Annotated in this window: 18 protein-coding genes; 14 read left to right on the forward strand and 4 right to left on the reverse strand. The window is 53.5% G+C overall.

The window, feature by feature from the left end:
- Positions 1-7 precede the first annotated feature (7 nt).
- The 3 genes from B2U47_RS03160 to B2U47_RS03170 form a co-directional block, all read right to left on the reverse strand.
- On the reverse strand, positions 8-2041 hold the full coding sequence (locus B2U47_RS03160) for a TonB-dependent copper receptor (RefSeq protein ID WP_296678510.1): 2034 nt from the start codon (positions 2039-2041) through the stop codon (positions 8-10).
- Positions 2042-2200: 159 nt separating this feature from the next.
- The gene (locus tag B2U47_RS03165) at positions 2201-2896 is read right to left on the reverse strand and encodes a hypothetical protein (RefSeq protein WP_296678512.1); all 696 of its coding nucleotides are present in this window, start codon (positions 2894-2896) and stop codon (positions 2201-2203) included.
- Positions 2897-2966: 70 nt separating this feature from the next.
- A complete protein-coding gene (locus tag B2U47_RS03170) occupies positions 2967-3473 on the reverse strand; it encodes an anti-sigma factor (RefSeq protein ID WP_296678514.1) in 507 nt (168 codons plus the stop codon).
- Between the two features lie 146 nt (positions 3474-3619).
- On the opposite strand from B2U47_RS03170, the gene ycaO reads away from it, so the two are divergent.
- Positions 3620-5353, forward strand: coding sequence for a 30S ribosomal protein S12 methylthiotransferase accessory factor YcaO (gene ycaO, locus B2U47_RS03175; RefSeq protein WP_296678517.1), 1734 nt, complete (start codon positions 3620-3622; stop codon positions 5351-5353).
- Positions 5354-5375: 22 nt separating this feature from the next.
- On the opposite strand, the gene lipA is transcribed toward ycaO, so the two are convergent.
- On the reverse strand, positions 5376-6317 hold the full coding sequence (gene lipA / locus B2U47_RS03180) for a lipoyl synthase (RefSeq protein ID WP_296678519.1): 942 nt from the start codon (positions 6315-6317) through the stop codon (positions 5376-5378).
- A gap of 145 nt (positions 6318-6462) precedes the next feature.
- On the opposite strand from lipA, the gene B2U47_RS03185 reads away from it, so the two are divergent.
- The 13 genes from B2U47_RS03185 to B2U47_RS03245 all read left to right on the forward strand — a co-directional run bounded on the left by B2U47_RS03185 (position 6463) and on the right by B2U47_RS03245 (position 23859).
- Positions 6463-6801, forward strand: coding sequence for a hypothetical protein (locus B2U47_RS03185; protein ID WP_296678521.1), 339 nt, complete (start codon positions 6463-6465; stop codon positions 6799-6801).
- A gap of 166 nt (positions 6802-6967) precedes the next feature.
- Positions 6968-9145 (forward strand): hypothetical protein, encoded by a 2178-nt coding sequence (locus B2U47_RS03190; RefSeq protein WP_296678523.1) that lies wholly within the window; start codon positions 6968-6970, stop codon positions 9143-9145.
- Positions 9146-9239: 94 nt separating this feature from the next.
- On the forward strand, positions 9240-9860 hold the full coding sequence (locus B2U47_RS03195; protein WP_296678525.1) for a hypothetical protein: 621 nt from the start codon (positions 9240-9242) through the stop codon (positions 9858-9860).
- A gap of 46 nt (positions 9861-9906) precedes the next feature.
- Positions 9907-10518: a hypothetical protein gene (locus B2U47_RS03200; protein ID WP_296678527.1), complete on the forward strand. Its 612-nt coding sequence runs from the start codon at positions 9907-9909 to the stop codon at positions 10516-10518.
- A gap of 14 nt (positions 10519-10532) precedes the next feature.
- Entirely contained in the window at positions 10533-11024 is a 492-nt protein-coding gene (locus B2U47_RS03205; protein WP_296683812.1) for a hypothetical protein, read from the forward strand.
- Positions 11021-11842 (forward strand): hypothetical protein, encoded by an 822-nt coding sequence (locus tag B2U47_RS03210; RefSeq protein WP_296678532.1) that lies wholly within the window; start codon positions 11021-11023, stop codon positions 11840-11842. Before B2U47_RS03205 ends, B2U47_RS03210 begins: the two co-directional genes overlap by 4 nt.
- Complete coding sequence (locus tag B2U47_RS03215; RefSeq protein ID WP_296678534.1) at positions 11839-12483, forward strand: hypothetical protein; 645 nt, start codon at positions 11839-11841, stop codon at positions 12481-12483. The genes B2U47_RS03210 and B2U47_RS03215 overlap by 4 nt, the downstream gene beginning before the upstream one ends.
- Before the next feature lie 79 nt (positions 12484-12562).
- Complete coding sequence (locus B2U47_RS03220) at positions 12563-14137, forward strand: flotillin family protein (RefSeq protein ID WP_296678535.1); 1575 nt, start codon at positions 12563-12565, stop codon at positions 14135-14137.
- A gap of 150 nt (positions 14138-14287) precedes the next feature.
- Positions 14288-15163: a transglycosylase SLT domain-containing protein gene (locus B2U47_RS03225; RefSeq protein ID WP_296678537.1), complete on the forward strand. Its 876-nt coding sequence runs from the start codon at positions 14288-14290 to the stop codon at positions 15161-15163.
- A gap of 93 nt (positions 15164-15256) precedes the next feature.
- The gene (locus tag B2U47_RS03230) at positions 15257-16690 is read left to right on the forward strand and encodes a hypothetical protein (protein WP_296678539.1); all 1434 of its coding nucleotides are present in this window, start codon (positions 15257-15259) and stop codon (positions 16688-16690) included.
- A gap of 103 nt (positions 16691-16793) precedes the next feature.
- Positions 16794-18845 carry a glycosyltransferase gene (locus tag B2U47_RS03235; RefSeq protein WP_296678541.1) on the forward strand — a complete coding sequence of 684 codons (2052 nt, stop codon included), beginning with the start codon at positions 16794-16796 and terminating at the stop codon, positions 18843-18845.
- A 2-nt stretch (positions 18846-18847) separates the two neighbouring features.
- Positions 18848-20332, forward strand: coding sequence for a lipopolysaccharide biosynthesis protein (locus tag B2U47_RS03240; RefSeq protein WP_296678543.1), 1485 nt, complete (start codon positions 18848-18850; stop codon positions 20330-20332).
- A 65-nt stretch (positions 20333-20397) separates the two neighbouring features.
- The gene (locus B2U47_RS03245) at positions 20398-23859 is read left to right on the forward strand and encodes a polysaccharide biosynthesis tyrosine autokinase (RefSeq protein WP_296678545.1); all 3462 of its coding nucleotides are present in this window, start codon (positions 20398-20400) and stop codon (positions 23857-23859) included.
- The last annotated feature ends 7 nt before the right edge of the window (positions 23860-23866 follow it).

A 23866-nucleotide genomic window follows, 5' to 3' on the forward strand; every position in this document is an offset into this window, starting at 1 on the left:
CTGATCATTAGAATTCGGTTTCCAGTTTTAGCCATGCAGTACGGCCTGGTTCGTTGACGCGCTCAATGGTTCCGTTCAAGTCCAGATTGCGACGACTGACGTGTTCAGCATAGGTCTTGTCGAATACGTTGTCGACACCAAAGCGGACTTTGGTATTTTTGCTGATGTTGTAGCGCCCGTAAGCATCCAGCACACCATAACCTGAGCTTTCGCCAACTTCGGTTGCGCCGAGCATGGCTGTGTCGATGTTGCTTTGTCCGTTGGCGAAACGTACCCGTGTGCCACCACCCCATTTCTCACCGTTGTAATCGAGTTGAACCTTGCCATTGACTGGCGGGGTCTGGGCAATCGGTCGGTTGTCAGTGGTGTTGGTGCGTTTGACGTAAGCGACATCACCTGACAGTTTCACTTTCTGGCTCAGTTTGGTTTCAGCACCCAGTTCCACACCGTACAATTTGGCATCGACATTACGGTAGATTTGCGCCCCTGAATGCGCACCACTGGTCAGTTTGTCGCGCAGGATAAAATCGTCTACCTGATCGGCGAAAACGGTGCCTGTCCAGCGGACATTGCCTTTGTGCTGGCTGACGCCGAGGTCAAGCTGGTTGTGTTTTTCCGGTTTGATGTTCGGGTTGCCGACCCAGCGGTCAGCACCTGTCGCCCCCCATTTGTTGATGTAACGCTCGGTTTCATCCGCAGTACGCACGCTGCGGCTAACGCCGGTAAAGACGGTGGTGTTTTCATTCAGGGCTTTTTCGTAACGCAACAATCCACCTGTGTTGGTTTCTTTTTTGTCGGTAGCACCATAGCCGTAAACTGCGGTGTAATTCTGATTGGCTGTACGTCCACCTACCAACGTGTTGACCTTGCTGGCAGATGCCTTGACTTGATCGACGCGCAGGCCGTATTTGAGCTTGCTGCTCTCCCCCAGTTTGGTTTCTGCTTCTGCAAATAGGCCGGTCTGGTCGGTGGTTGCTCCGGGCCACATCAGTGAAGCATCCATGCCTGTGGTAATGTTCTTCATGGTGGCGTTGCGTTCGCGGTTCTGTACGTTCAGGCCGTAAGTCACGGCGGTGTGGTTGCCTGCCTTGGAAGTCAGTACCAGTTTGCCGCCGGTTGTGTCAGAAGTGGTGGGGACAGACATTTTCATGCCCATGTTGGTACGCAAGCTGTAGTTGTCCATCACGTGCTCAACGTTGCTGGCATAGGCTTCGGCATCAATGCTTTTGACTGCGCCATCGAACTTGTCCTGATATTTGAGACGGTGGATGTCAGCCTTTTCAGTGGGGCTATCCATGCCAGCACCAGGGTAGAGGGCATCGGAAAAATCGTTATTTTCGTAACTGTATTCAAACAAACGGTCTTGGGTCGGCGTTGCCCCCAACACAATGCCACCTTGCTTGTGTTTATAAGCACTGTTGACTTTCTTGCCATCACCGTCTTCGTAATTGTCGGCATCGCGATCCTGCGCGAAAACACGGACATAGCCCTTTTCCCCGCCTTTGGTGACATCTGCGGACAGGTCGTGCTTGATGCCGTTATTGCTGCCAGTCAGGGAAACCTTGCCGCTCAGGCCGTCTTCCGGGTCAATCTGGTTGCGGGTATCACGCTCAAACAGCACCGTGCCACCACTGCCGCCGGAACCGTGTTGTAGGCTTTGCACGCCTTTTTCTACCTTGACGCTCTCATAGGTTTCGAGTGCTGCATAGCTGGCAGGCGGATCCATCCGGTTGGGGCAGCCGCCGTGGATATAAGCGCCATCCAGTAACACATTCAACTGGGTTTGGGATTGACCGCGAATGATTGGCTCAATTCCGCGCCCGCCAAAACGGCTGCCGGAGACACCATTCAATTGCTTGAGGAAATCGCCACCATCCGCAGGCAAGACGGGGCGACGTTCTGCTGCTTTTGGCTGGGTTTCGTTAGGGGTAACTTTCTTGCTGGCTTTGATGTCAACCACCAGCGTGTCTTCTGCCAAAGCAGAGGCACTCAGGATTAGCAAGGAACTCAGTAATGTCACACGGGTCAGGGAACGTTGCATGGGGAAACCTTTAAAGCTGTCGATGTCCCGTGCCTGTTAGCAACTCGTGTGCCAAGTGACAAGTCGTTGTTTTTAAAATAATTAAAATTATCATTAACTAATGAAACTGTGTGAAATAACCCATCTTGCTGTGTCATTTCACACAGTTGCAGGTAGCAATCAATGCACAGGCAGGCGCGAACGCAACTCATCCCGGTCATACCACCACTGGTTTTCCACAATGGCATCAATCACTTGCCCTAGGCGTGGCAGGAATACCGCCGGGTCAAGCAAACCCAGCCGGTTCAACCACACATTCATGGCTTCCTGCGAACTGACATTGCTGTGACGTTCTGCCACCTTGCCCAACATGGCAGCGGTCAGGAACATCAGGCTGTCACGCTTTTCCCCTTGCAGGCGCAGGTCGGCAATGTAATGCGCTACGGCAGCAGCGACTGCGGCACCATCTGCGGTTGCCGGGGTGGAATCAATCAGGTGGTTGAGCATGGCAACCGAAAGCTGCGGATCAATCGGGTAGGCCACCGCCAGCCACAAACCATTGCCCAGCGCGGGTATGGAGGCAGGCAGGTCGCAGCGGAACAGCACGTCACAGCAGCGTACTGCGTCTTCCCACATTTCATGGTCACGGTAAATCTCGAACGCTTCACGAGTCATGCCCCAGGCCGCTTCACGCATTCCCGGCTCTTCCAGTTCCAGCATTATTTCAGCGATTTCGTATTGCACACCGGCACGTTCTAGCGGATCACTGGCGGGAGTCAGCCGCATCAGTTGTGCCTGACGCTGGGCGAGTTCGTGTTTCAGCAACTGGCGGGAATCCGTGCCAGCAGTAAATTCAACCGGGGTATTGTCGCTCATGGTGTGGTGTTGCCTGCAAATCCAGAAAGCCGCAAGCATAACAAAGCCGAAACAGGGGGTTAAATAACCCTCATGGCTGTACCATCAGCAGGATTTGGGCGGGAACACCCGCAGTGTCTGATTCCTGCTTCAATTCAAACTTGTAAGGTTCCAGCACTTCCACTGCTGTCTTGATCGGTACAAACCATTCACCGCTACTAGAACTTTGCCGGAAAACCGCACCGGATACCGGCTCGGCATGTTCACCACGCGAGTCATACAGCCACAATTGGTAGAACGTGCCTGATTCAGGGGGCGGCAAATCCACGAACCGCATCACGCCTTGCTGGGTGCTGGCGTTCCAGACCAGATCACCCTGTACATCCTGCACTGCCGGGTTAAGCGTGCGCAACCAATTGCCCCGCAGGCTGGTAGTATCTGCTAGCAAGGTTTCGCGCAGTTGTGGCAAATCACCTGCTGTTACTTCGGCTTGTACCCGGCTGGCATAGTTGAGACCAAACCAGATCAGCAGCGCTAAGGCCAGAATCGACAGTAGGGTGAATAAGCCGGTTTGCCAGCGGCGGTCTGTCCGTGACACCAAAAAGTCCTCGCATGAATTTGCGGTGGTATAAAGGGTTTGAATTCCCATAAATATATCCGATTTCACTGAAATTTCCGACGATGAATTGTGCGCTGCGCTAGAATGCTTCAACTATTCGACGACTGGTCAGTTAAAGAGTTCACATGCAAACACAAACCTTTATTCCCGGCAAAGATGCCGCTCTGGAAACATCCATCGCTTCCATGCTGGCAAAACTGCAAAACATTGGCTTCAACATTGAGGAGGCATCCTGGCTCAACCCGGTCGCCAACGTCTGGTCGGTGCATATCCGTGACCGTGACTGCCCCATGCTGTTTACCAATGGCAAAGGCGCTTCGGAAAAAGCCGCCCTGGCCAGTGCGCTGGGGGAATATTTCGAGCGCCTCAGTACCAACTATTTCTGGGCAGATTTCTATCTGGGCAAAACCATCGCCAGCAGCAATTTCGTGCATTACCCACAGGAGCAATGGTTTCCGCTCACGGATGATGGCAGCCTGCCGGAAGGCTTGCTGGACGAAGACAGCCTGGCTTTTTACGACCCGGAGTCGTCCCTGGAAGCCAGTAAGCTGGTTGACCTGAATTCCGGCAATGAGGAACGCGGCATTTGCGCAGTGCCTTACGTGCGCCAGCGTGATGGTGAAACTGTGTGGTTCCCGGTCAATGTGATTGGCAACCTGTACGTTAGCAACGGCATGTCAGCAGGTAACACCAAAACCGAAGCCCGCACCCAAGCGTTGTCGGAAATTTTCGAGCGCCACATCAAGTTCCGCATTATTGCCGAGGGTATCTGTCTGCCGGATGTACCGGAAGAGGTTATTGCCCGGTATCCGCACATTCAGGCCGGGATTGAGGAATTGCGTTCTGCCGGTTTCGGCATTCTGGTGAAAGATGCGTCGCTGGGCGGGGAGTACCCGGTCATGTGCGTGACCCTGCTCAACCCGGAAGACCAGGGGCTGTATGCCAGCTTCGGCGCTCACCCGCGTTTTGAAGTGGCACTGGAACGTTCCCTGACCGAACTGTTGCAAGGTCGGGCGCTGGATCGCCTCGCCGGTTTTTCCGAACCCAGTTTCGAGCTGGAAGATGTTGCTTCACCACAAAATCTGGAAACCCACTTCATCGACTCCAGTGGCCCGGTACACTGGGATTTCCTGTGGAGTGAGCCGGATCATGAATTCGTCGACTGGAATTTCGCAGGCTCCACTGAAGAAGAATGCCAGTATCTGCTGGATCGCATCCATGCCGACGATTACGACATCTACATCATGGATTACGAACACCTAGGGGTGTATGCCTGTCGCATTGTCGTGCCGGAAATGTCCGAAATCTATCAGGCGGAGGATCTGGAATGGGATAACAACAGTACCGGCAATGCGGTGCGTGAAGCCATTCTGAACCTGCCGGAACTGGATGAGGAACAATGCGTTGAGCTGTTTGACACCATTGAGGAACTGGGGTTGGATGATCACCAACCGGTGGCTGCCCTGATCGGGCTTGCCCCGGATGCCGGTTCACTGTGGGCTGACCTGCGGGTGGCTGAACTCAAAACCCTGCTGGCACTGGTGATGGGTGATGAGGAAGCGATTCGTGAGGGTTGCCAGTGGGTGCGTCATTTCGAGCAACTGGATGAGAACCGCCGCCGCGTCTACCGCTGCATTGAAGCCTTGCTGGACATGGATGACCCACAAGGTTACACCCCCAACATTGGTCTGTTGTATGGCAAACAAACCCTGCAACAGGCACAGGCGCTGCTGTCCGGCGAATTGCGTTTCTGGGGAATTACAGCACCTACGCTGGAATTGTACGGCTGTGACATGCACCAGCGTCTGCTGGAAGCCTACCGCAAGGTACACCCGGATCTAACCCGCCAATGGGCGTAACTGGCTGATCCGGGTTAGTTGTTTACAACACGCCCGCCGCTTGTTGGTCGGCGTGATAGGATGAACGCACCATCGGCCCGCTGGCAACTTGGGTAAAGCCCATTGCCTTGCCGATTTCCGCCAGTTCCGCAAATTCTTCCGGGCTGACAAAACGGTCAACCGGCAAGTGGTGGCGGGTCGGTTGCAGGTATTGCCCAAGGGTCAGCATGTCGCAATCGTGGTCACGCAAGTCTTGCATGGTGGCGATCACTTCTTGCTTGGTTTCACCCAGCCCCAGCATCAGACCGGATTTGCTGGGAATGTGCGGGAACAGTTTCTTGAATTCTTTGATCAGTGTCAGTGAATACTGGTAATCGGCACCAGGGCGCGATTGCTTGTACAGACGCGGCACGGTTTCCATATTGTGGTTGAATACGTCCGGTGGGGCGGTTTCGAGGATTTGCAGGGCAATTTCCATGCGACCCCGGAAATCAGGCGTCAGGATTTCAATTTTGAGATTGGGGTTCAACTCGCGGGCAGTCTGGATGCATTTGACGAAGTGTTCCGCCCCTCCATCTCGCAGATCATCGCGGTCAACCGAGGTAATCACCACATAACGCAAGCCCATCGCCTTGATGGTTTCTGCCATGTTTTGCGGCTCGTTTTCATCCAGTGGCAACGGTTTGCCGTGGGATACGTCACAGAACGGGCAGCGGCGGGTACAAATGTCACCCATGATCATGAAAGTAGCCGTGCCGTGGGTAAAGCATTCGCCCAGATTGGGGCAGGAGGCTTCTTCACAAACCGTATGCAGTTTCTGTTCACGCAGGATGGCTTTCAGGCGTTTGACTTCCGGCGTGGTCGGGGCTTTGGCCTTGATCCAGGCAGGTTTTCGGCGGAATTCGGTGGTTGGTTCAACCTTGATGGGAATACGGGCAACCTTGTCAGCGCCGCGCTCTTTATGACCGGGTTCTTTGCGTTCCATGATTGTTTTGTGTCTCTTTGGTGGCTGGTCGTCGAATTATAAACTTTCTTCGCTTGAAATGTGCTTTTTATCAAGATCCCGTAATAGAAAATGTACAAATTGAATCTATACTGAAATTGAATGTTTCAATCCAAGGATATAGGGGGTGAGCATCATGCAAGGCGCTTACAAACATGTTATCCCTTTTGCTTTCGTCGCCATGATGGTGGGGAATGGTTCATTTTCACTGGCTGACAGTGCGGTTGCCCATGCGTTGGAGGGGAGTGCCAGTGCTTCTGCACAAGTCAGGATTTCTGTGGTTGTGCCTGTGCGGGTGTTCCTGAGTGTGGATGGTGATGAGGTTGTCGCCAAATCCAATATTGCTTGGGATACGAGTGTCAGCAAAGTTGTTTCTTGTGAAGCAGATGCAGGTGATGTCAGTAATATCGGGCGCTGTAGCGCAAATAACAACGGCAATACCATGCATACGGTAACATCGCTGTAATAAAAAAAAGACTATGCCGTTCATCGGCCTAATTTTGACGGCAGAAAAAACGGGTGTAATGCTGGAAAGCATGGGGCGCTCTTATGCGCATGTTTTATAAGTATAAAAATAGAACAGGGTTATGGGGGAGTCGTTTATTTTTTCCAGACAGCACAGGTTTGTGTACGTGGTGGTTGTGCCCGTTTTATTGGGTGGGCAACAGGCATTAGCCAGCGATGCTAGTTCAGGCATGGTCATTGATACCGACAGCGTGTCAGCCACGATTGAATCCCTCGACAGTTTTGAGGCAGAGCAGGAGCACCTGAAGAAGCTGCTTGCCGACAAACCCAGGGCTTATCAGGACAATGTGATGGATTCCCGTGACCTTGCCGAACTGGCAGAGGAAGAGGCTGATAGCAGCGGGGATGGCGGTGATGAAGCGGAAGGCTTGCGTTCTGTGGTGCTGGAAAGCCGAGTGGATCTTGCTAGTAGTGCCGTTTCAGAAAATCAGGTTCAGCGTGCCGGAAGTGCTGGAGTTCGGCTCGAATACCGGCATGAAACCATGGATCTAGGCGAATTTGTCTGGCAAGTGGATGCGCGTGGGCGTGCTGATGACCAAACAGCCATCAATATCGGGAGCGTGGATGGCAAACCGAAAAATGTGCGGGCAACCGTGCGTAATCTTGGCTTGCCGGTGATGACTAATGTGTTGGCAGACACTGCGGTTGGTGATATTGGTAGTGAAGTTACCCAGGCATTGGGGCGCAATTACCGGGTTGCACTGGGAACCAGTCCGGTACGTGGAGTGGGCACTCATGTATACAGTGAGAAATTTGACCTGCGGGCAGGTACGGGGGTACGTGGTGAACTACTTGGCAGCCCTTACCCCGCTTTCGAGGCTACGCAAGGCAAATTGTCATGGTTGGGGTATAGCCAGCGTGTAGGGGAAAACTTGCTGGCAGGAGTGCAGGTCAATCAGGCAAAAGATATTCCGGTTACGGATGCCAATGGCATTACTACTTCGAATGGTACGGAAGATGTCTCCAGCGTGGCGGCTTCACTGGGCTATCGCAAACAGCAGGCCAATGGCGGAAGGTTGAATGTGCGGGCAACTGTGGTCAGTAGCAAGGCTTCCGCTGTGGTGACGGGCAGAAATCAGGGGGCTAAAGGCATCTTTGTGGAAGCCGGTTTCGAACAAGGGCGTTACCGGCATGAACTGGGTGCTTATTCCGGTGACAGCAATTTGCACTTTGGGGATAACCGGCTGCTGTCTGGCAGTCGTGGGGCTTTCTGGCGGGTTGACCATAGTGGTTCACGCCTGAATCTGGGGGGGGGGCTGGAAGTCGAGCAATATACCCCAACAGGTAATCTCAGTGTCGCCAATTCCCAGCGGGTTGGCCTGAATGCACATGCCCAATACCGTTTCAACCGTGACGACATGCTGGGCGGCAGTTTGCAGGCGCACAACCTGCAAGCGGATGGTAATACTGTGAGTGGCAGCCGTGGTGGCTCGCGCAGTGCCAACCTGAATGTCCATTACCAGACCCGTTTCAGGCAATTTGGGCGCAGTCGTTTCAGTGCCACCTTGCACCGTAATGAAACCCTGGTCAGTAACGGTGCTACCGCTACTGGCGATGAAATCCAGTGGGAACAGAACTGGATTAGCGGCAAATATGAAACCATGCGTCCTGAACTGACTACCACCTTGGGTATTGCCCATGACCGTAGTGCCGGGGAGACACAGATTTACCCGACAGCAGCAGTCAGTGCCCGCTACTGGCTGGATGCAGACTGGAATGTCAGTGGTAATCTGCGTTACACCTCGCGTACTAGCAACCTGTCGACTAGTCAGGGTGTAGCTGGTACGTTGGCAACCGAATATGCTTTGGGGAATGAGTGGCAACTAGGGGGAGCACTCAGCCTTAATCAGGCGCGGGTTGATTTCAGCGGTAATTCCCTGCTGGAACCCTCCATCATGCGTACCAATGACAAACAGGCGTATGCCTATTTGCGCTGGCAACAAACCAGTGGCAAACCTTACCAGAAGTTGGGGGGGAAGTCGGCTGGCAGTGGTGAGGTCAGTGGTGTCGTGTTTGTTGATGCCAATCAGGATGGTGAGTATCAGGTGGATGAAGCCAGTGTACCGAATGTGGAGGTGGTACTGGACGGAACTTACCGGGTTACAACAGATGCCACGGGAGGGTTCCGTTTCAATGCGGTTACGGTGGGCAAGCATTCGCTGGGTTTGAATCTGGATACGGTTCCTTTGCCGTGGGGTGAAGGTGAAACCGCCGGTTCGGAAATTAATGTTCCATTGCGTGGACAGGTGCGTACAAATATTCCTCTAATAAAAATAAATGGATAAGTGGTTGAACCAAAAACTTTATCTCATAGACTAACCCTATATAATTAGCATTAATTATTCACCTTTATTAATCATAAAAAATAAGAGGTTATTTGTGGATATGATTAAAAAAATATCAGCCATTGTTGTAGTGGCGAGCGTATTATTGGCTGGCAAAGCCTTGGCTGACAGTACTTTTGGTTATGGTAGTGCTGGTACTGGTCAGGTGTCTGCCACGGCGCAGGCCAAAGTCACCGTCAATGTCCCCAAGTTGATCCTGTTACGGGTTGGTACAGCAGGTGCGACCATTGACACGCTAACTTTCAGTGCATCCCCCACCATCAACACTTTGCCTGGTGCAACGCTCGGAGCGGACGGCAGCGGCAAGGCAGCTACCTGGGATGGTGCTGTTCCCCTGTTTGCAGATGCAGCCGGGCAGGATTTGAATGCACTGGTCTGGACTAATTCAGCCGGTGGCGGGGAACTGACTTGTTCCACGACCGCCAACACCCAGTTTACCAGTGCTTTTGGCCTGACTTCTGCCAACGTGGCAGTCAGCAGCTCTGGAACATTGGGGCATCCAGGCACAAGTACTGCGTGTGGCTCTACGGTGTCTGTGGCCAAAAATACCTTGCTGGCAGGAACCTGGACGTATTCCATTGCCGGTAGCGCTTTGGCGAATGCAGCCGCAGGAACGCATACACAGACAACCACTTATACAGCAACCACGTTGTAGTGGGGGGTGAGCTGTGTGTTGCCGCAGATGGCCTCTGGTAATCGGGATGATGCTGGTACTGTCGACTGGCAGTGCTAGCGCTGTCTTGCTGTATAGCCCCAATCTCGGCAACAACCAGCCTCGCCAGCTTACCATGACGGTAGGTTCGCCACTTGTAGGGGTAGTGAACCGGGTAACGTTTGATGTCACTGGCAGTAATGTTAGTTCCAGCAGGATTCCGGTCACAGGAATTACTGACGCGCCTGCGACTAATCAGGCAAATGGGGTGCTGGTGGAGGTTGATACCAGAGTCCCCAAAGTGACGGGGGGGGGAGGTAGTGGCGTAACCGTCAGCCTGAGTGTGGATTCTTCTGCCGGGTTCCCCTGTGTGGCAGGCAGTGGTTGTGGGGCAGCCATCATTCCGGCTTCCACGGTTAGCTGGATTTCCTATAACAAGGATGTGGGAAACTTTGTTGGGCAGGATATTCAGGATGGCGCTTTTTCCGGTACGGGTTCCCAGTTGCTGGCACAGTTTCTGACCGGAACGCCGGGTGTGGGTAACGACAACAAAGGCAGTGCGAAAATGTCCAATGTGCTGGTTTTTAGTTACGACAATGCCACTTTGTACCCCGCCGGGCAGTATAACGGGCGGGTAACATTCACGGCGAGTATCCCATGAGGTGGGTATGGCAAATGCTGACGCTCTGCTGGCTGATGCTGGTGGTGTCAGCACCCAATACTGGTATGGCTGCCGAGCGTCTGGATGATTCCGCATCCCCGCGCAACCGGGTGGCAGCACCGTTGGTGTTGGCAAATACGGGAGGATTGCTGGCAGAAAGCGAGGATGCGACACAAGCCATCCTCCAGTTTGGCAGGGTTGATTACCGCCTGGCGACAGCCGCGTTTGTTGGTAAGGAAGCCCGTATCTATTACGTGTTGCCAGCCAGTGTGCCCGGTCTGTTGTCGCCTGCGGGCATGAGACTGGAATGGCGTGGTAACGGTGTGTTTGCAGATGGTGTTGCCAATGCCGGGGAGCGGGTGCTGGTCTGGTCTGGGCGAGTGAATGATGTATGGCTGAATGAAGGGCTGGATTTGACACTGTATGTTGATTTGGCGGCATTGCGTTTGTCACAAGGGGAAAACTTCGGCTTTGAAGCCTGGTTTGAAATTGAGGTATTACCATGAATCATAAAAACAAGGGGTTGCTGGCAAGTTTGGCGCTGCTGGCGTTGCTGGTATCTGCGCCTGTTATGGCTGCACCGTTTGAAATTGCTGTCAGCCCTTCCCGCTTTGAAATTGCCGGTGACAGTGGCAAGCGGATTGGGCAGTCCATTGAAATCCAGAATGTTGGGTCAGAAGCAACCGAGGTAGCCTTGCGCACGCTGGACTGGAGCTATTCGGAAAGCGGCAATGTGACCTACTACGACGAATTGCGCCCCGACAGTTGCCGCCCTTGGGTGACACTGGAACGCAATACCATCAGTGTAGGGGCAAAAGGCAAGAAATCTTTCCGTTTTCAGGTTGAGATTCCGGCGGATGCACCCCGCACCGAATGCCGTTTCATGCTGGCAATAGAAGGTGTTGGACCGGCACACCGTACCATCATGGAATCAGGGGGGGCGAGTTTGAGTTTGCCTGTCAGCGGGCGGATTGCAGTGGCAGTGTATCTGGCGGTCAATGGGGCGGAACCCCAATTGAGTATGAAGCAGGTAGCCATGCAGAGTGTTGGTGGCAAGCGTACCCCGGTGGTGGTGGTCAGTAATGCAGGTGATGCCCACGGGCGGCTGGATGGCAGTCTGGATGCGGTGGATGCCAAGGGGCAGGCATTTGAACTGGTACCGGAAAGTACGCCCATCCTGCCGGGGCAAACCCGTACCTTGCCACTGGTGGCGCGTCCGGTCGGGGGTGGTCAGCAAGCTCTGGCTGTTACATTCCCGGTCAAGGGCAATGGCACGGTTGACTGGGAAAAGGGCAGCTTCAAGGTGAATGCGGAGTTCCGATGAAACCTGTCACCAGCCTGTTGACAGGGCTGGGGTTGCCTGTGTGCCTGTTTTTTGCCAGCTATGGCGCGGATGCAGATAGTCATGTCACTATCGCACCCGTATCCAATCCCGCGCAGGCAGTTGCCGCCAGTGCCAACCTTGATTTCAACATCAATATTGGCAAGTTCATCTATTTCCGGGTGGGGGCGGGTGTGTTTCCGCTTGCCAATGCCAGCGTGGATACGGTGGCGTTTGATACGCTGGCGTCCATACCCGTTTCACCTGCCAATGGTAATGCGCAACCGACGTCCTGGAATGGCAGCGTGCCGGTTTTTACTTCAACGTCAACCAGGGTTTTGCCGGTGGAAGTGCGCAGTAATGCTGGGCAAGTCAGCATCCGTGCCACGGTCAGTGGGCCGCTCAGTAACGGGACAGATACCATTCCGTTTGCTGATGTGCATATTGTTTCCAGTGACAATAACCTGCCAGCGCCGGTGATACCCAACAGTGGCACGGGTATGGCAGTGAACGTGGCGGGAACGGCATTTGCCAATCTGATCACCGAGCGCAGCGCCAACTGGACATTTTCCTACAGTGGCAGTGGGGCTTCGACAGCCGGTTCCTACAGCGGTACGATTACGTTTACTGCCAGCGCCTTGTAGCTTTACGTGCGGGATTTGGGCGGTAGCAGACTATTTTGCGTATAATCATCTGCATACCAACCTGTAGCTGGGTGAGCACATGGATTTGAACCTGTATATATCCCTTTCTGTCGGCATTCTGGTGCTGATGTTGCTGGGTTTTGCGCTATTTTCAGCCTTTTACAAGCGGGCGCAAAAAGACACCTCCTATGTGCGTACCGGCTTTGGTGGGGAGAAAATTATCATGGGCGGCGGGGCGTTTGTGTTGCCGGTGTTGCATGATGTCTTGCCCATCAATATGCAGACCATGCGGATTGAAATTACCCGCGAAATGGATCAGGCACTGGTGACAAAAGACCCGTTGCGGGTGGATGTGACTGCCGAGTTTTTTCTGCGGGTAGCCCCCGACGAAAACGCCATCAGTACGGCTGCTCGTGCTCTGGGACGCCGCACCTTGGATGAAAACCAGGTGAAAATAGTGTTTGAAGCGCCTTGTGTTGCTGCCTTGCGTTCGGTGGCAGCAGGGATGGAACTGGATGAGTTGCACCAGAAACGCGCCGATTTCGAGCATAATGTGGAAGAAGCGGTCAATGCCGAATTCCGCAAGAATGGGCTGGAACTGGTGTCGGTTTCCCTGACCCGCCTTGACCAGACCGACAAAAGCTATTTCGATGCCAACAACTCGTTCGACTCGCGGGGTTTGACCATCCTCGAGCAAATCGTTTCCGAAAACGAAAAGCGCCGCAACAATACCGCGCAGGAAACTGCCGTTGCGATCAAGCAGAAAAACCTTGAAGCCACTATCAAAAAAGAAGAGTTGGATCTCAAGGAAAAAATGACCCAGAACGAACGCCGCCGCCAGCGTGAAGAAAACGAAGCCGAAACCCAGCGTCGTATTGAAGAAATCAACATCCAGAAAGACCTGATGATTGAACAGGCGCAGCAGGAATCCAACATCCGTCAGGCCCAGTTGGAACGTGAAGTGTCACAGGCGTGGATTGAAACCAACAAGGTCAAGGCCGAATTCGAGAAAATTTCCGAAGAAATCCGTACTGCCCGTGAACGTGCCGAAGCCGAACGCGCCCGTGTTGTCGAAGTGATCAGTGCCGAAAAAGAAGCACAACGCCAGCGTATCATTGCCGAAGCCAATGCCGACGTGGAGCGCATGGCAGCCAGTGCCGCACAAATTCGCTACGAGGTGGAAGCCGCAGGCAAACGGGCGCTTAATGAAGCCTCCAACCTGTTGTCCAACGACCAGATCGCCATGCAGGTGAAAATGGAAATCGTGCGCCAGTTGCCGAATATCATCCGCGAAAGTGTGCGCCCGATCGAAAACATCGAGGGCATCAAGATCATGCACATTGATGGTCTCAATAATGCTATGGGCGGTGGGCGCAATAGTGGTGGTGACGGTTCAGCAGGCGGTAACAGCGGCGGTAACAGTCTGGCTGATCAGGTGGTGGATAGCGCCTTGCGTTACCGTGCCCAGGTTCCCCTGATCGAAACCCTGCTGGGTGAAGTCGGCCTCAAGGGTGGTTCCATCAATGACATGACCCGTGATTTGCGTGAGAACATGCGCAGTGACAACAAGCCTGACAGTCGTCCACAACCCAATCCGGCACGGGAACGTGAGCAGCCTTACCCGCGGGATGCTGCTGCTGACGATGATGATTAACAGGCTTGTTTTGGGCAAATAATCTGATTGATCAAATGAAAATATCAAATTGGTCTGAAATATCTATTGGAACAATAACGATTTGATTACTAAATAAACGCTGCTTGCGAGAATTTATTTTGTTTGATTAATGGATCAAGAATAACGCTTATGGAAAAGCTCATGTATTTTGCGCTCAGTGTAGCGCTTGTGTTTGGTTTGTCTGCGACCATTCCCTACAGCAACCCTGCTGAAGCCGCCGTCAAGTCGGTCAATTACACCAAGGCTGGCAAAAACAAACGTTTGCTGCGTGCAGGGCGGAGAGCAGGGCGGGGTGGCGGTTGCCAGACCCTAAGCCCGGATACGCTGGAACAAAAAGCCAGTCAGTATCGCGATGCCATTACCAGTGCGTCTTCTTCCCACGGTGTCAGCAAGGATCTGGTCAAGGCAGTCATTACGGTGGAAAGCTGTTTCAAGTCCGGGGCACGCGGTTCCTCCGGTGAAAAAGGGTTGATGCAGTTGATGCCCGGTACGGCTCGCCGTTTCGACATCCGCAACGGCTACAATGCTTGGCAGAACGTGCATGGTGGAACCCGTTACCTGAGTTACCTGCTGGATTATTATGGCGGCAATACCCAGCGGGCGGTTGCTGCCTACAATGCCGGGGAAGGCAACGTGCGCAAGAACGGGGCTATTCCCAATCATGGTTATGTCAGCAAGGTCATGCAGGCTTATCACAAGTTTTCCCAGGGGCGCGGGTCACAGCCGATGAAAGCCGTTTTCACCCAGCCGGTAGCTCGTGCAACTCAGAAACCCCTGCCGGTGGCTAAACCAGCGGTAAGGACGTGGCGAGCCTCTGCCCAGGCGCTGCCTTGGGCTGATATGGGCAAGGTTGCCCAGCGGACAGGCAGTTATCAGGTGCAGGCGGGTGATACCGTTTATGAAGTCATGCGCCAGACAGGTGTTCCAGTAAAAGACATCATCCGTTTGAATCGTTTGACCGCGCCTTATGGTATCCAGTCCGGTCAGCGTTTGCGTTTGCAATAACAGGCAACTAGCGGGCGTTTTATCGCTTGGCACTAGGGGAAACGTGGCTGATTGCCTATACTGGTTGCTAATTAAAACCGGCAGAATCCAGTTATGGGCAATCTCTTGCATTTGTTGTTGCGTATCGCCTTGTTGGCGGGCTTGCTGCTTGGCGCGGGTTGTACCCCCAATGCCGCTTACCGCAGCCAGACGGACAATACTTCCGCTTGCCCTGCGCAGGGTTGTACAGATCGTGTGCTGGAACAACACGCCGAATATGACCTCGGTTTTGTTGAATTCACCGACCATGGCAATGTATTCAACCGCGAGCACCTGAACGCTGTTCTTGAGCATGTGAAACAACACGCAGATTCACCGCAGGGTGCGGTGGTGGCGGTATTTGTCCACGGCTGGAAACACAATGCTTCGGCCGAAGACGAAAACCTGCGAAGTTTCCGTCATCTGTTGCAGCAAGCCAGCAAAGTCGGGATTACCCAAAAACGCCGCCTGATCGGGATTTATATCGGCTGGCGCGGGCAGTCGCTGGATGTGCCCCTCGCGGAACACCTGACCTACTGGGTGCGCAAGAATACGGCGAACAGCGTAGGCAAGGGCGGTGTGACCGAGTTTCTGGTACGCCTGGAACAGCAGGTTGCCAAGGGTAACAAAACTGATCCTAACCATAACCTGTTGCTGGCGATTGGGCACAGTTTTGGCGGGGCAGTGCTGATTTCTGCGTTGAACGATGTGTTGCTGGAACGGGTTATCACGGCGCAAGAGGTGGGCAGGCAGCATTGCAGTGATTCCAACAGGGGAACGTGTGCCACCTGTGTGCAAACCCGCCCGTTCGGGCATGGTGTGATCCTGCTAAACCCGGCGATTGAGGCCAATGAGTTGCTGCAACTCAAGGAAGTGGTGGCGGAGCAGGGCTGCTATGCCCGCAACCAGCAGAAGCTGTTGCATGTGGTCAGTTCCCAGGCGGATACCGCCACCAATATCGCTTTCCGGGTTGGGCAATACCTGGGAGTAAGTGTAGGCAGCAGTGAGTTGCCACTACAGCGCACCTACAAAGGAAAACCCGTCACTTTGTTTGAGCGTGAGTTGAATACCACCACCATTGGCAATTACCTGCCATTCCGTACCGGCATCAGCGTCAAGCGTAACGGGCAAAACCAGGATGTTTGTGCGGCGAAAGGGGAAGAGCGCGAAGAGTGCTACATTTCCTGCAAGGATGGTGATAGTGCCTGTTTCAAGAATGCGGCACTGCGTGGCAAGCATATTCCAACCGGGTCTTCCGAGCCATTGCATTTCCTGTATACAGATGAAAACTTCATCAAGGATCACAGCGACATTTTCAACTTCAGAGTGGGTGGTTATATTGCCTCGGTAGCGCTGGAAAGCAGTGTCAAACGTTTGTTGGCAACCGGCAGAAGTGATACTGCTGCGCTGAAAAAACTGGTTGGGCAAGCGTGCATCAATCAGGAACAGGAGTTCGATTTCGCGCACTGTTTTGACTATTACTCTGATCTGTTTGAGAAAACCCCCTGACAAAACCGGTCTTCCCGGTTCTGCTACCTTTGTTCCAGCCATGCTCACCCGGCGTATATTCACATGCTAGTTTTAGGGCTGTGTTATCGCTGGAAGTCTTTGCATGAGTCCTGTCACTGTTTTATCCGCTTATTACAAACACAAGCCGGGTGGTTTTACCAAGCGCCTCTACCGGGCTTTTCAGGCATTGGATGCCGCCGGTTATCGGGTCATTTATGTTGCCGCAGAAAAACTGCCGGTCGAGGGTGACAATATCCAGCCCGCTATTGTGCCGATGCGTTCTCGGCCTGGTTCAGTTTTCTACTGGCCGGAGTTTTATTGGCGTGCGCTGTGGGCAATGCGCAAGCTGACCAAAACGGAACGTGCCAGCAGGCATTTCATGTTTTCATTTTTTTACGCCAGCATTTCATTTTTGGCGGGCTGGGGATTAGGGGTGCGTACCCTGACTTTTGTACGCGGGGACGATGCGTTTGATGCACAGCAAAAGCGTTTTGCCTGGTTGCGAGGGGCGGTACATCGGGTGCTGGAATGGCTGGGGGTGCGTTATTCCGGGCAGGTCATCACCACCAGCAGGTCGATGCAATTCCTGATCAACCAGCGATCCGGTGGTGAGGGCAAAACAGTCAGTTTGCCGAATGATATTGTCACGCAGCCTCTGGATATTGTTGTGCCCAATATCCGGCAGCAAACCGTGCGGATTGCTACCGTTTCCGTGCTGAACCCACGCAAAAACCTGTTGTTCATGTTACAGGTGCTCAGCCGTTTGCGCACCCGCAACTGGGAGTACCTGCTGATTGGTGGTGATACCAGCGGGGCGGATTATCTGGCAGAGCTGCAACAGTTTGCGCAGCAGGCCGGTATTGCGGACAATGTTCATTTCCTTGGCTGGCAGGATGATGTGGCTGATATTCTGCAAACCTGCCACCTGTTTGTACTGCCAACCCTGCACGAAGGTTCGCCCAATGCCTTGCTGGAAGCGATGGGCTACGGGATGCCTTGCCTCGCCAGCAATATTCCCGAAATCCGGGAAATTCTGCCTGACCCGGAATTGTTGTTTTCACCGCAGCAGCCGGGGGAACTGGTGGTAAAACTGGAGCGTTTCCTGAGTCTGCCGGGGTATGCGCGTGTCATCAAGGAAAAGACCGGGCGTTGTACGTCAGGTTACAGGTTCGACTGGGAACAGAAGGTGGTGGAACTGGTAGCGAATCAGGCCACCCGGCAAGCGGGGAAAGGGAGGAAAGCCGGAATGTTGGTGAAAAATGCTTTTCTGTATACCGTGGGCGCAGGTTTTTTGACGTTATCCAAGGTGAAAAACAGCTTGCAGGGTTATTCATCCCCCAAGCCGTTCAAAGTTGCCGAGGCAGAACGCTGTATTGATTATGATCTGCAAGTAGTGGATTTGTGGTTAACTCACCTTCAGCAATATACCGGGAATGACAACAGCCTGTTTGGCAAGAATGTGCTGGAATTGGGGCCAGGTTCCGATCTGGGGATAGGTCTGTATTTGCTGGCGAAAGGCTGTGCGCAATACAACGCTTGTGATGTGAATGCCTTGATGAAGTCAACGCCGGACAGCTTTTATGAAACACTGTTTGCCCGGCTGGAAACAATGGATGGCCTGCTCAGTAATGACTGGTTGCGTCTGCAATTGAAAGCTATGCAGCAGGGTTTCATTTCACACCTGAATTATGTGGTACGCAACGATTTTGACATTGTGGCGGCGTTTGGCGTTGCCAGCATGGATTTGGTGTTCAGTCAGGCAGCGTTTGAACATTTTGACGATATTGATGCGACGATCCAGCAGCTTGGCGTGGTCTGCAAGCCGGATGCCACCCTGGTGATCGAAGTTGATTTGAAAGCGCATTCCCGCTGGGTGCGCGACAACGATCCCAACAGCATTTACCGCTATTCCGAACGTGTTTACGATCTGCTGCGGGTCAGTGGTGCGCCTAACCGGATGCGCCCTTATCAGTATAAGGTTGCGCTGGAACGCCACGGCTGGACAGATGTGGTCATTACCCCGCTGAAAAAACTGCCGGATGATGAGAATAACTATGCCGGGCTGGATCAGGCATTCAGGGATGGCAAAAACCAGATGGAATACCTTTCCATCATGATTTGTGCCAGAAAAAAACCTGTGTCATCCGCCAACTGAGCATGGAAACCAAAGGTTATGCCAGTGCTACCCTGCTCAGGCTGGTGGCGATTGCCCTGAATGCCGTCGGTTCACTGCTGTTGTTGCCGCTGGTACTCAAGACGCTGGGGGAATACAACTTTGGCATCTGGGCGCTGGCAACCACGCTGACCGGGTATTTGCTGCTGCTGGATTTCGGTATCGCGGCGGCTTGTACCCGTTACCTGTCCAGCCAAAGTGGTGATGAGGCAGGCTGGCGGCGTACCTTGAGCAGTTCCATGTTACTGTCATGGGTGCTGGCTGGTTTGCTGCTGTTGGTCGCTGTACTGGCGCAGGTGGCAGCCAACACCGGCTGGCTTGGCAATGACCATCAGCCCTTGACGGATGTCATCACTTTGTTGCTGGTCGAGGTGGGGCTGTCGATTCCCTTGCGTTTGTACCAAAGCATTTTGCGTGCGGAAGTCCGCTATCTGCAAATGGGTTGGTTTGAAATCATCCGCATTGTCCTGCGGCTGCTGGGTATTCCACTGATTCTGTGGTTGGGCGGGGGGCTGATGGCAATCGTGTTGTATGGTTCTCTGGTTAACTTGCTGTTTTTCCTGATGATGTTTCTCAGTGTGTACTGGCGTGACCAGACCAGCCATTTCCAGCGGATCAGTATCGACCTGCAACACCTGCAAGAGCTGTTCAGTTTCAGCAAGTACATGGCTGTGACCCAGGTTGCCGAGTTTTTCAAGTACCGGACCGATAACCTGCTGGTGGGGTTGTTGCTGGGGGTGGGGGCGGTAGCACCTTATGCCATCATGATTGTGGTGGTGGATATGGTGGCGCAAATCCTGACCCGGTTTCAGGGCTACTGGGATACCATCATCATCCGCCATGCAGGGCAGGGTCGTCCGGCTGCGGCTCTGGATACCATGCTGACTTCACTGCAAATCGGTATGGCACTGGCACTGCTGGCAGCTTTCAACCTCAGCCTGCTGGGTGACTGGTTTCTGACCTTGTGGGTGGGTGAACAATACGCTTACCTGACACCTGCGTTGGTCATCTTTAGTCTGGTAATGGTTGGTTATGCCTGTCAGGCAGCCACTACCCCTTATTTCAATGCCTTGCACCAGCAACGTGCCAATGCCTGGCTGGCAAGCGGTGAAATCCTGCTGAAATTGTTGCTGGTCGTGCCGCTGGCACATGTTTACGGCTTTAAAGGTGTGGTGTATGCAGGGGTGCTGGCAACCCTGCTATTCCTGCTGTTGCGCTTGCGGCTGGTAGCTGTGCTGGTGGGAAGCAGCCTGTGGAACATGTTGACGATCGTCTTCCGCAAGATTGTCCCCGTGTTGCTGTTACTGTTGTGTGCAGGGGGCGTGTCACTGGCGCTGGGGGAAACTGGCCTGCCCGTATTTGCCAGCATGGCATTGGTATTGGCAGTGCAGGCATTGGGTTTGTTTTTCTGGATCAAAAATCCTGGTCTTCGCGGATTATCTTTCCATTCCGTCCATTTATCCAAGTAGCGTTTATCTCACCTCTACAAGTTGCCTATTGTCAGAAAGGGTAGGATCAGGTGAGTAACAGTAACGTGAAAATAGCATTTATTGCCATCAAGGGGTTTGACCGGATCGGTGGAATCGAGACCTATACGCTGGAACTTGGCAAGCGGCTGGTGGCGGAAGGGCATGAAGTCATTGTATACATGGCGAAAAGCCGTGATTACCCACGCCCGTTTTATCATCAGGGAATGCAGGTTATTCCGCTGCCGACGATCGGGCATAAATATTTTGAGAAAATGCTGCTGGTTTTGTCCGCCAGTCTTCACCAGTTTTCTATCAAGTCATTGGATATAGTCCATTACCACGCAGTTGGCCCGAGTATCTGCGCCTTTATTCCGCGTCTGGCAGGCCGTTATACCGTTTTTCAGAGTCACGGGCATGAGTGGGAACGCAATTCGTGGAATGTGCTGGCTCGCTGGTTTTTTCACTTGTCAGAAAAACTGACCTTCTGGTTCGTGAATGACTCGACGGCAGTTTCACGTGCACTGCAAACTTATTACCAGCAGAAATATCAGCGTGCGGTTACGTATATTCCTACCGGGATTACTCCGCGTTTGCCACTTCCGTTTGGTGGGATTGCCCGTTATGGGGTACAGGCTCGCAGCTATATCCTGTATGTCGGGCGTTTATCGCGTGAAAAACGGGTGCATGACCTTATTCGTGCTTACCAGAAGTTGCGCGGGGCAGAACTCGCGCTGGTCATTGTCGGCAGTGAACGCAATGCAGACCCTTATGCTGATGAGTTGCGTACTCTGGCTGGTGATGATGAGCGCATTGTATTTACCGGCGCTGTGTATGGCGAGGAACTGGTGGAGTGGTACAGCAATGCGTTCGTTTACGTGCTGCCTTCACAAATGGAAGGCTTGCCGATCACCTTGCTGGAAGCCATGAGCCTTGGCTGTTGTTGCATTGCCAGTGATATTGATGCCAATGCCGAAGCGCTGGCTGGCAAGGGTATCCTGTATCCGGTCGGCAACCCGGATGCGCTGAGCCTGTGTTTGCAGGAAGTGATTGCCGCCCCTGACAAGACCCGGCAGATAGGCAGTGTCCTTTGCCAGCATGTGATGGGGCACTATACCTGGTCACTGGTGACAGAAAAGTTTATTGATTTTTACCGCAAGGCTATCCGCAAACCCGTCAGTCAACCTGACACCGTACCACTGGCGACCTTCCCGCAGGAAGGCGTATTACCTGATGAACAAGAAGGTGTAATCGTGACCATGCATAACCAGAATGACGCTGCTGCCAGTTATCCGGCAAGTAACGTTCCGGTGCTTTCCGACAGACCACTTGTGCCGGTTACGGCGGCTCCCCCCGCAGGCGGGTACTATGCGTCGCCGCCTGCCCGGCAAATTCCTTTCCAGCAATACTGGCTGGCTTTGCGACATCATGTGGGTTCCATCCTGCTGCTGATGGGTTTGTTGTCCATGCTGATGGTGGGGTTGGCCTTGCTGACCAACCCTACCTATACCGCCAAAAGCAGCATCAAGATTGATACGACTGCACCGAAACCGCTGGAATATGATGTGGATGCATCTCGCCCGCCGTCTTACATTGATGAAACGGTTTTCTATAACACGCAGTACAAGATGCTGCGCAGCCGTGATCTGGCGGAAAAGGTTATTGATGGCTTGGGTATCCGCGCTGATTTGCTGGCAGACAGGAAGTTCAAACCACCGGTTTACTGGTTGGTTGACCCGTTCAAGGATGCAGTGGCTTTCCTGCGTAACCTGTTGCCGCGTGACGAGGCATCTGGTTCCACACCTCCGGTGACTGCCGAGGAAATTTTTCTGGAAAAACTCACCATTCGCCCGGTCAAGAACTCGCGGATCATCGACATCCATTTCACTGCCAATGACCCGGTACTGGCACGGGATGTGGTGAAAAGCGTCACGGATGCCTTTGTGGACGAGCAGTACCAAGGGCGGCGTGAAGCTGCCGAAAAGGCCAAGCAGTTCCTGAATGTGCAACTGGATGATGCCCGTGCCAAACTTCAGGCCAGTGAGGGCAAGCTGATCGAATACGCCCGTGAGAAAAATATCCTTGATACCAACCAGGATGAGCCGGTTATTGCCAAAAACCTGGCCGAGCTTAGCAAAGGCTATTACGCAGCCAAGGAAGCCCGTATCCGCACCCAGGCACAGTTCAACAGCAAGGGTTCATTGGCGGGGGAACTGAACGTGGATGAAGACCCCATCATCCAGGAACACAAGAAAGAGCTGGGCAAACTGCAAAGTACCTACCTCGCTAATCTGGAGTTGTTCAAGCCCAATTACCCTTCCATGCTGGCGCTGCAAGAGCAAATCAGCAGCCGCCAGTCGCTGATTGAGCGGGAAGGTCGACGTATCCGTTCCAATACCACCGAGAACATGCGGGCTTCCTACGAAGCAGCGATTGCCGAAGAGCGCAAGCTGGCGGGCGAAATCAAGGCGCTGGAAAAGGAACTGCTGACGTTTCGTGACAATAGTGTTGGCTATACCAACCTCAAGCGTGATGTGGACACTTCCCGCAGCCTGTATGACGGCTTGTTGCAACGCATGAAAGAAATCAACGTGGTGGAAACCGCCGAGATTGACAACGTTACCGTGGTGGATAAGGCGGTTGTTCCCCACCGCAAGGATGGTCCCAGCTACCTGAAGTATTTGTTGCTAGGGGCGTTGTCTGGCCTGTTCCTCGGTGGTTTGGCGGTGCTGGCACGAGAAATCATGATACCCACCGTGCGTTCGCTGGAAGATTTGCAGGGCATCAGTGGCAAGTATCCGGTGCTGGCAGCTTTGCCCTACAGTAAAACCCTGGCAGATGGTAACGACATGACCAAGGCACTGGGGTTGCGTTCAGTTTCTGGCTGGCTGGATGCCTTGCGCTACATGAAGGTTTCACTGACCTTGGGCAACAGTGGCAAATTGCCACAAGTGCTGCATGTGACCAGCCCCCTGTCGGGTGAAGGCAAGAGTACGACGGCGGTCAGTTTGGCGGCGATGCTGGCAAACTCGGGTAAACGGGTGTTGCTGATTGATGCCGATTTACGCAAACCGACAGTGCACAAGCGTCTCAAACTGGATAACCAATATGGGTTGACCCATTACCTTGCTACTTCGGAAGATGGCAACTTGTTGAACAAGATCAGAAACTATCGGTGGATGTTTGTCATCTGCGCAGGGCCTGCCGTGCCTGATCCGGTGGAGCTGTTATCTGGGCAGAGGATGCAGGAGTTACTGGTTCGTTCTCGCCGTACCTTTGACCATATCATCATTGATGCACCACCCGTACTGGGGATGGCGGATTCACTGGTCTTGTCTAACCGCGCGGATGGCACCTTGCTGATGGTTGCCAGCTCCCGTTCTTCCAGACAGGATGTGCGGGCGGCCATCGAATGTCTGGAAAAAAGTCAGGGCAAGCTTCTGGGTATTGTACAGAGCATGGCTCCCAAGGCTGACAAGTACAGCTCCAGTTACTCCGATGGGCGTGCCATGATCAGCAGCCCAGCCTGATTGGCGG

The sequence above is a fragment of the Thiothrix sp. UBA5583 genome (genome assembly GCA_002425225.1).
GTDB lineage: Bacteria > Pseudomonadota > Gammaproteobacteria > Thiotrichales > Thiotrichaceae > Thiothrix > Thiothrix moscowensis.

Coding starts and splice junctions, on each gene's coding strand:
- B2U47_RS03160 (WP_296678510.1), bottom strand. CDS start 2,041: ATGCAACGTTCCCTGACCCGTGTGACATTACTGAGTTCCTTGCTAATC.
- B2U47_RS03165 (WP_296678512.1), bottom strand. CDS start 2,896: ATGAGCGACAATACCCCGGTTGAATTTACTGCTGGCACGGATTCCCGC.
- ycaO (WP_296678517.1), top strand. CDS start 3,620: ATGCAAACACAAACCTTTATTCCCGGCAAAGATGCCGCTCTGGAAACA.
- lipA (WP_296678519.1), bottom strand. CDS start 6,317: ATGGAACGCAAAGAACCCGGTCATAAAGAGCGCGGCGCTGACAAGGTT.
- B2U47_RS03200 (WP_296678527.1), top strand. CDS start 9,907: ATGATGCTGGTACTGTCGACTGGCAGTGCTAGCGCTGTCTTGCTGTAT.
- B2U47_RS03205 (WP_296683812.1), top strand. CDS start 10,533: ATGCTGACGCTCTGCTGGCTGATGCTGGTGGTGTCAGCACCCAATACT.
- B2U47_RS03210 (WP_296678532.1), top strand. CDS start 11,021: ATGAATCATAAAAACAAGGGGTTGCTGGCAAGTTTGGCGCTGCTGGCG.
- B2U47_RS03215 (WP_296678534.1), top strand. CDS start 11,839: ATGAAACCTGTCACCAGCCTGTTGACAGGGCTGGGGTTGCCTGTGTGC.
- B2U47_RS03220 (WP_296678535.1), top strand. CDS start 12,563: ATGGATTTGAACCTGTATATATCCCTTTCTGTCGGCATTCTGGTGCTG.
- B2U47_RS03225 (WP_296678537.1), top strand. CDS start 14,288: ATGGAAAAGCTCATGTATTTTGCGCTCAGTGTAGCGCTTGTGTTTGGT.
- B2U47_RS03230 (WP_296678539.1), top strand. CDS start 15,257: ATGGGCAATCTCTTGCATTTGTTGTTGCGTATCGCCTTGTTGGCGGGC.
- B2U47_RS03235 (WP_296678541.1), top strand. CDS start 16,794: ATGAGTCCTGTCACTGTTTTATCCGCTTATTACAAACACAAGCCGGGT.
- B2U47_RS03240 (WP_296678543.1), top strand. CDS start 18,848: ATGGAAACCAAAGGTTATGCCAGTGCTACCCTGCTCAGGCTGGTGGCG.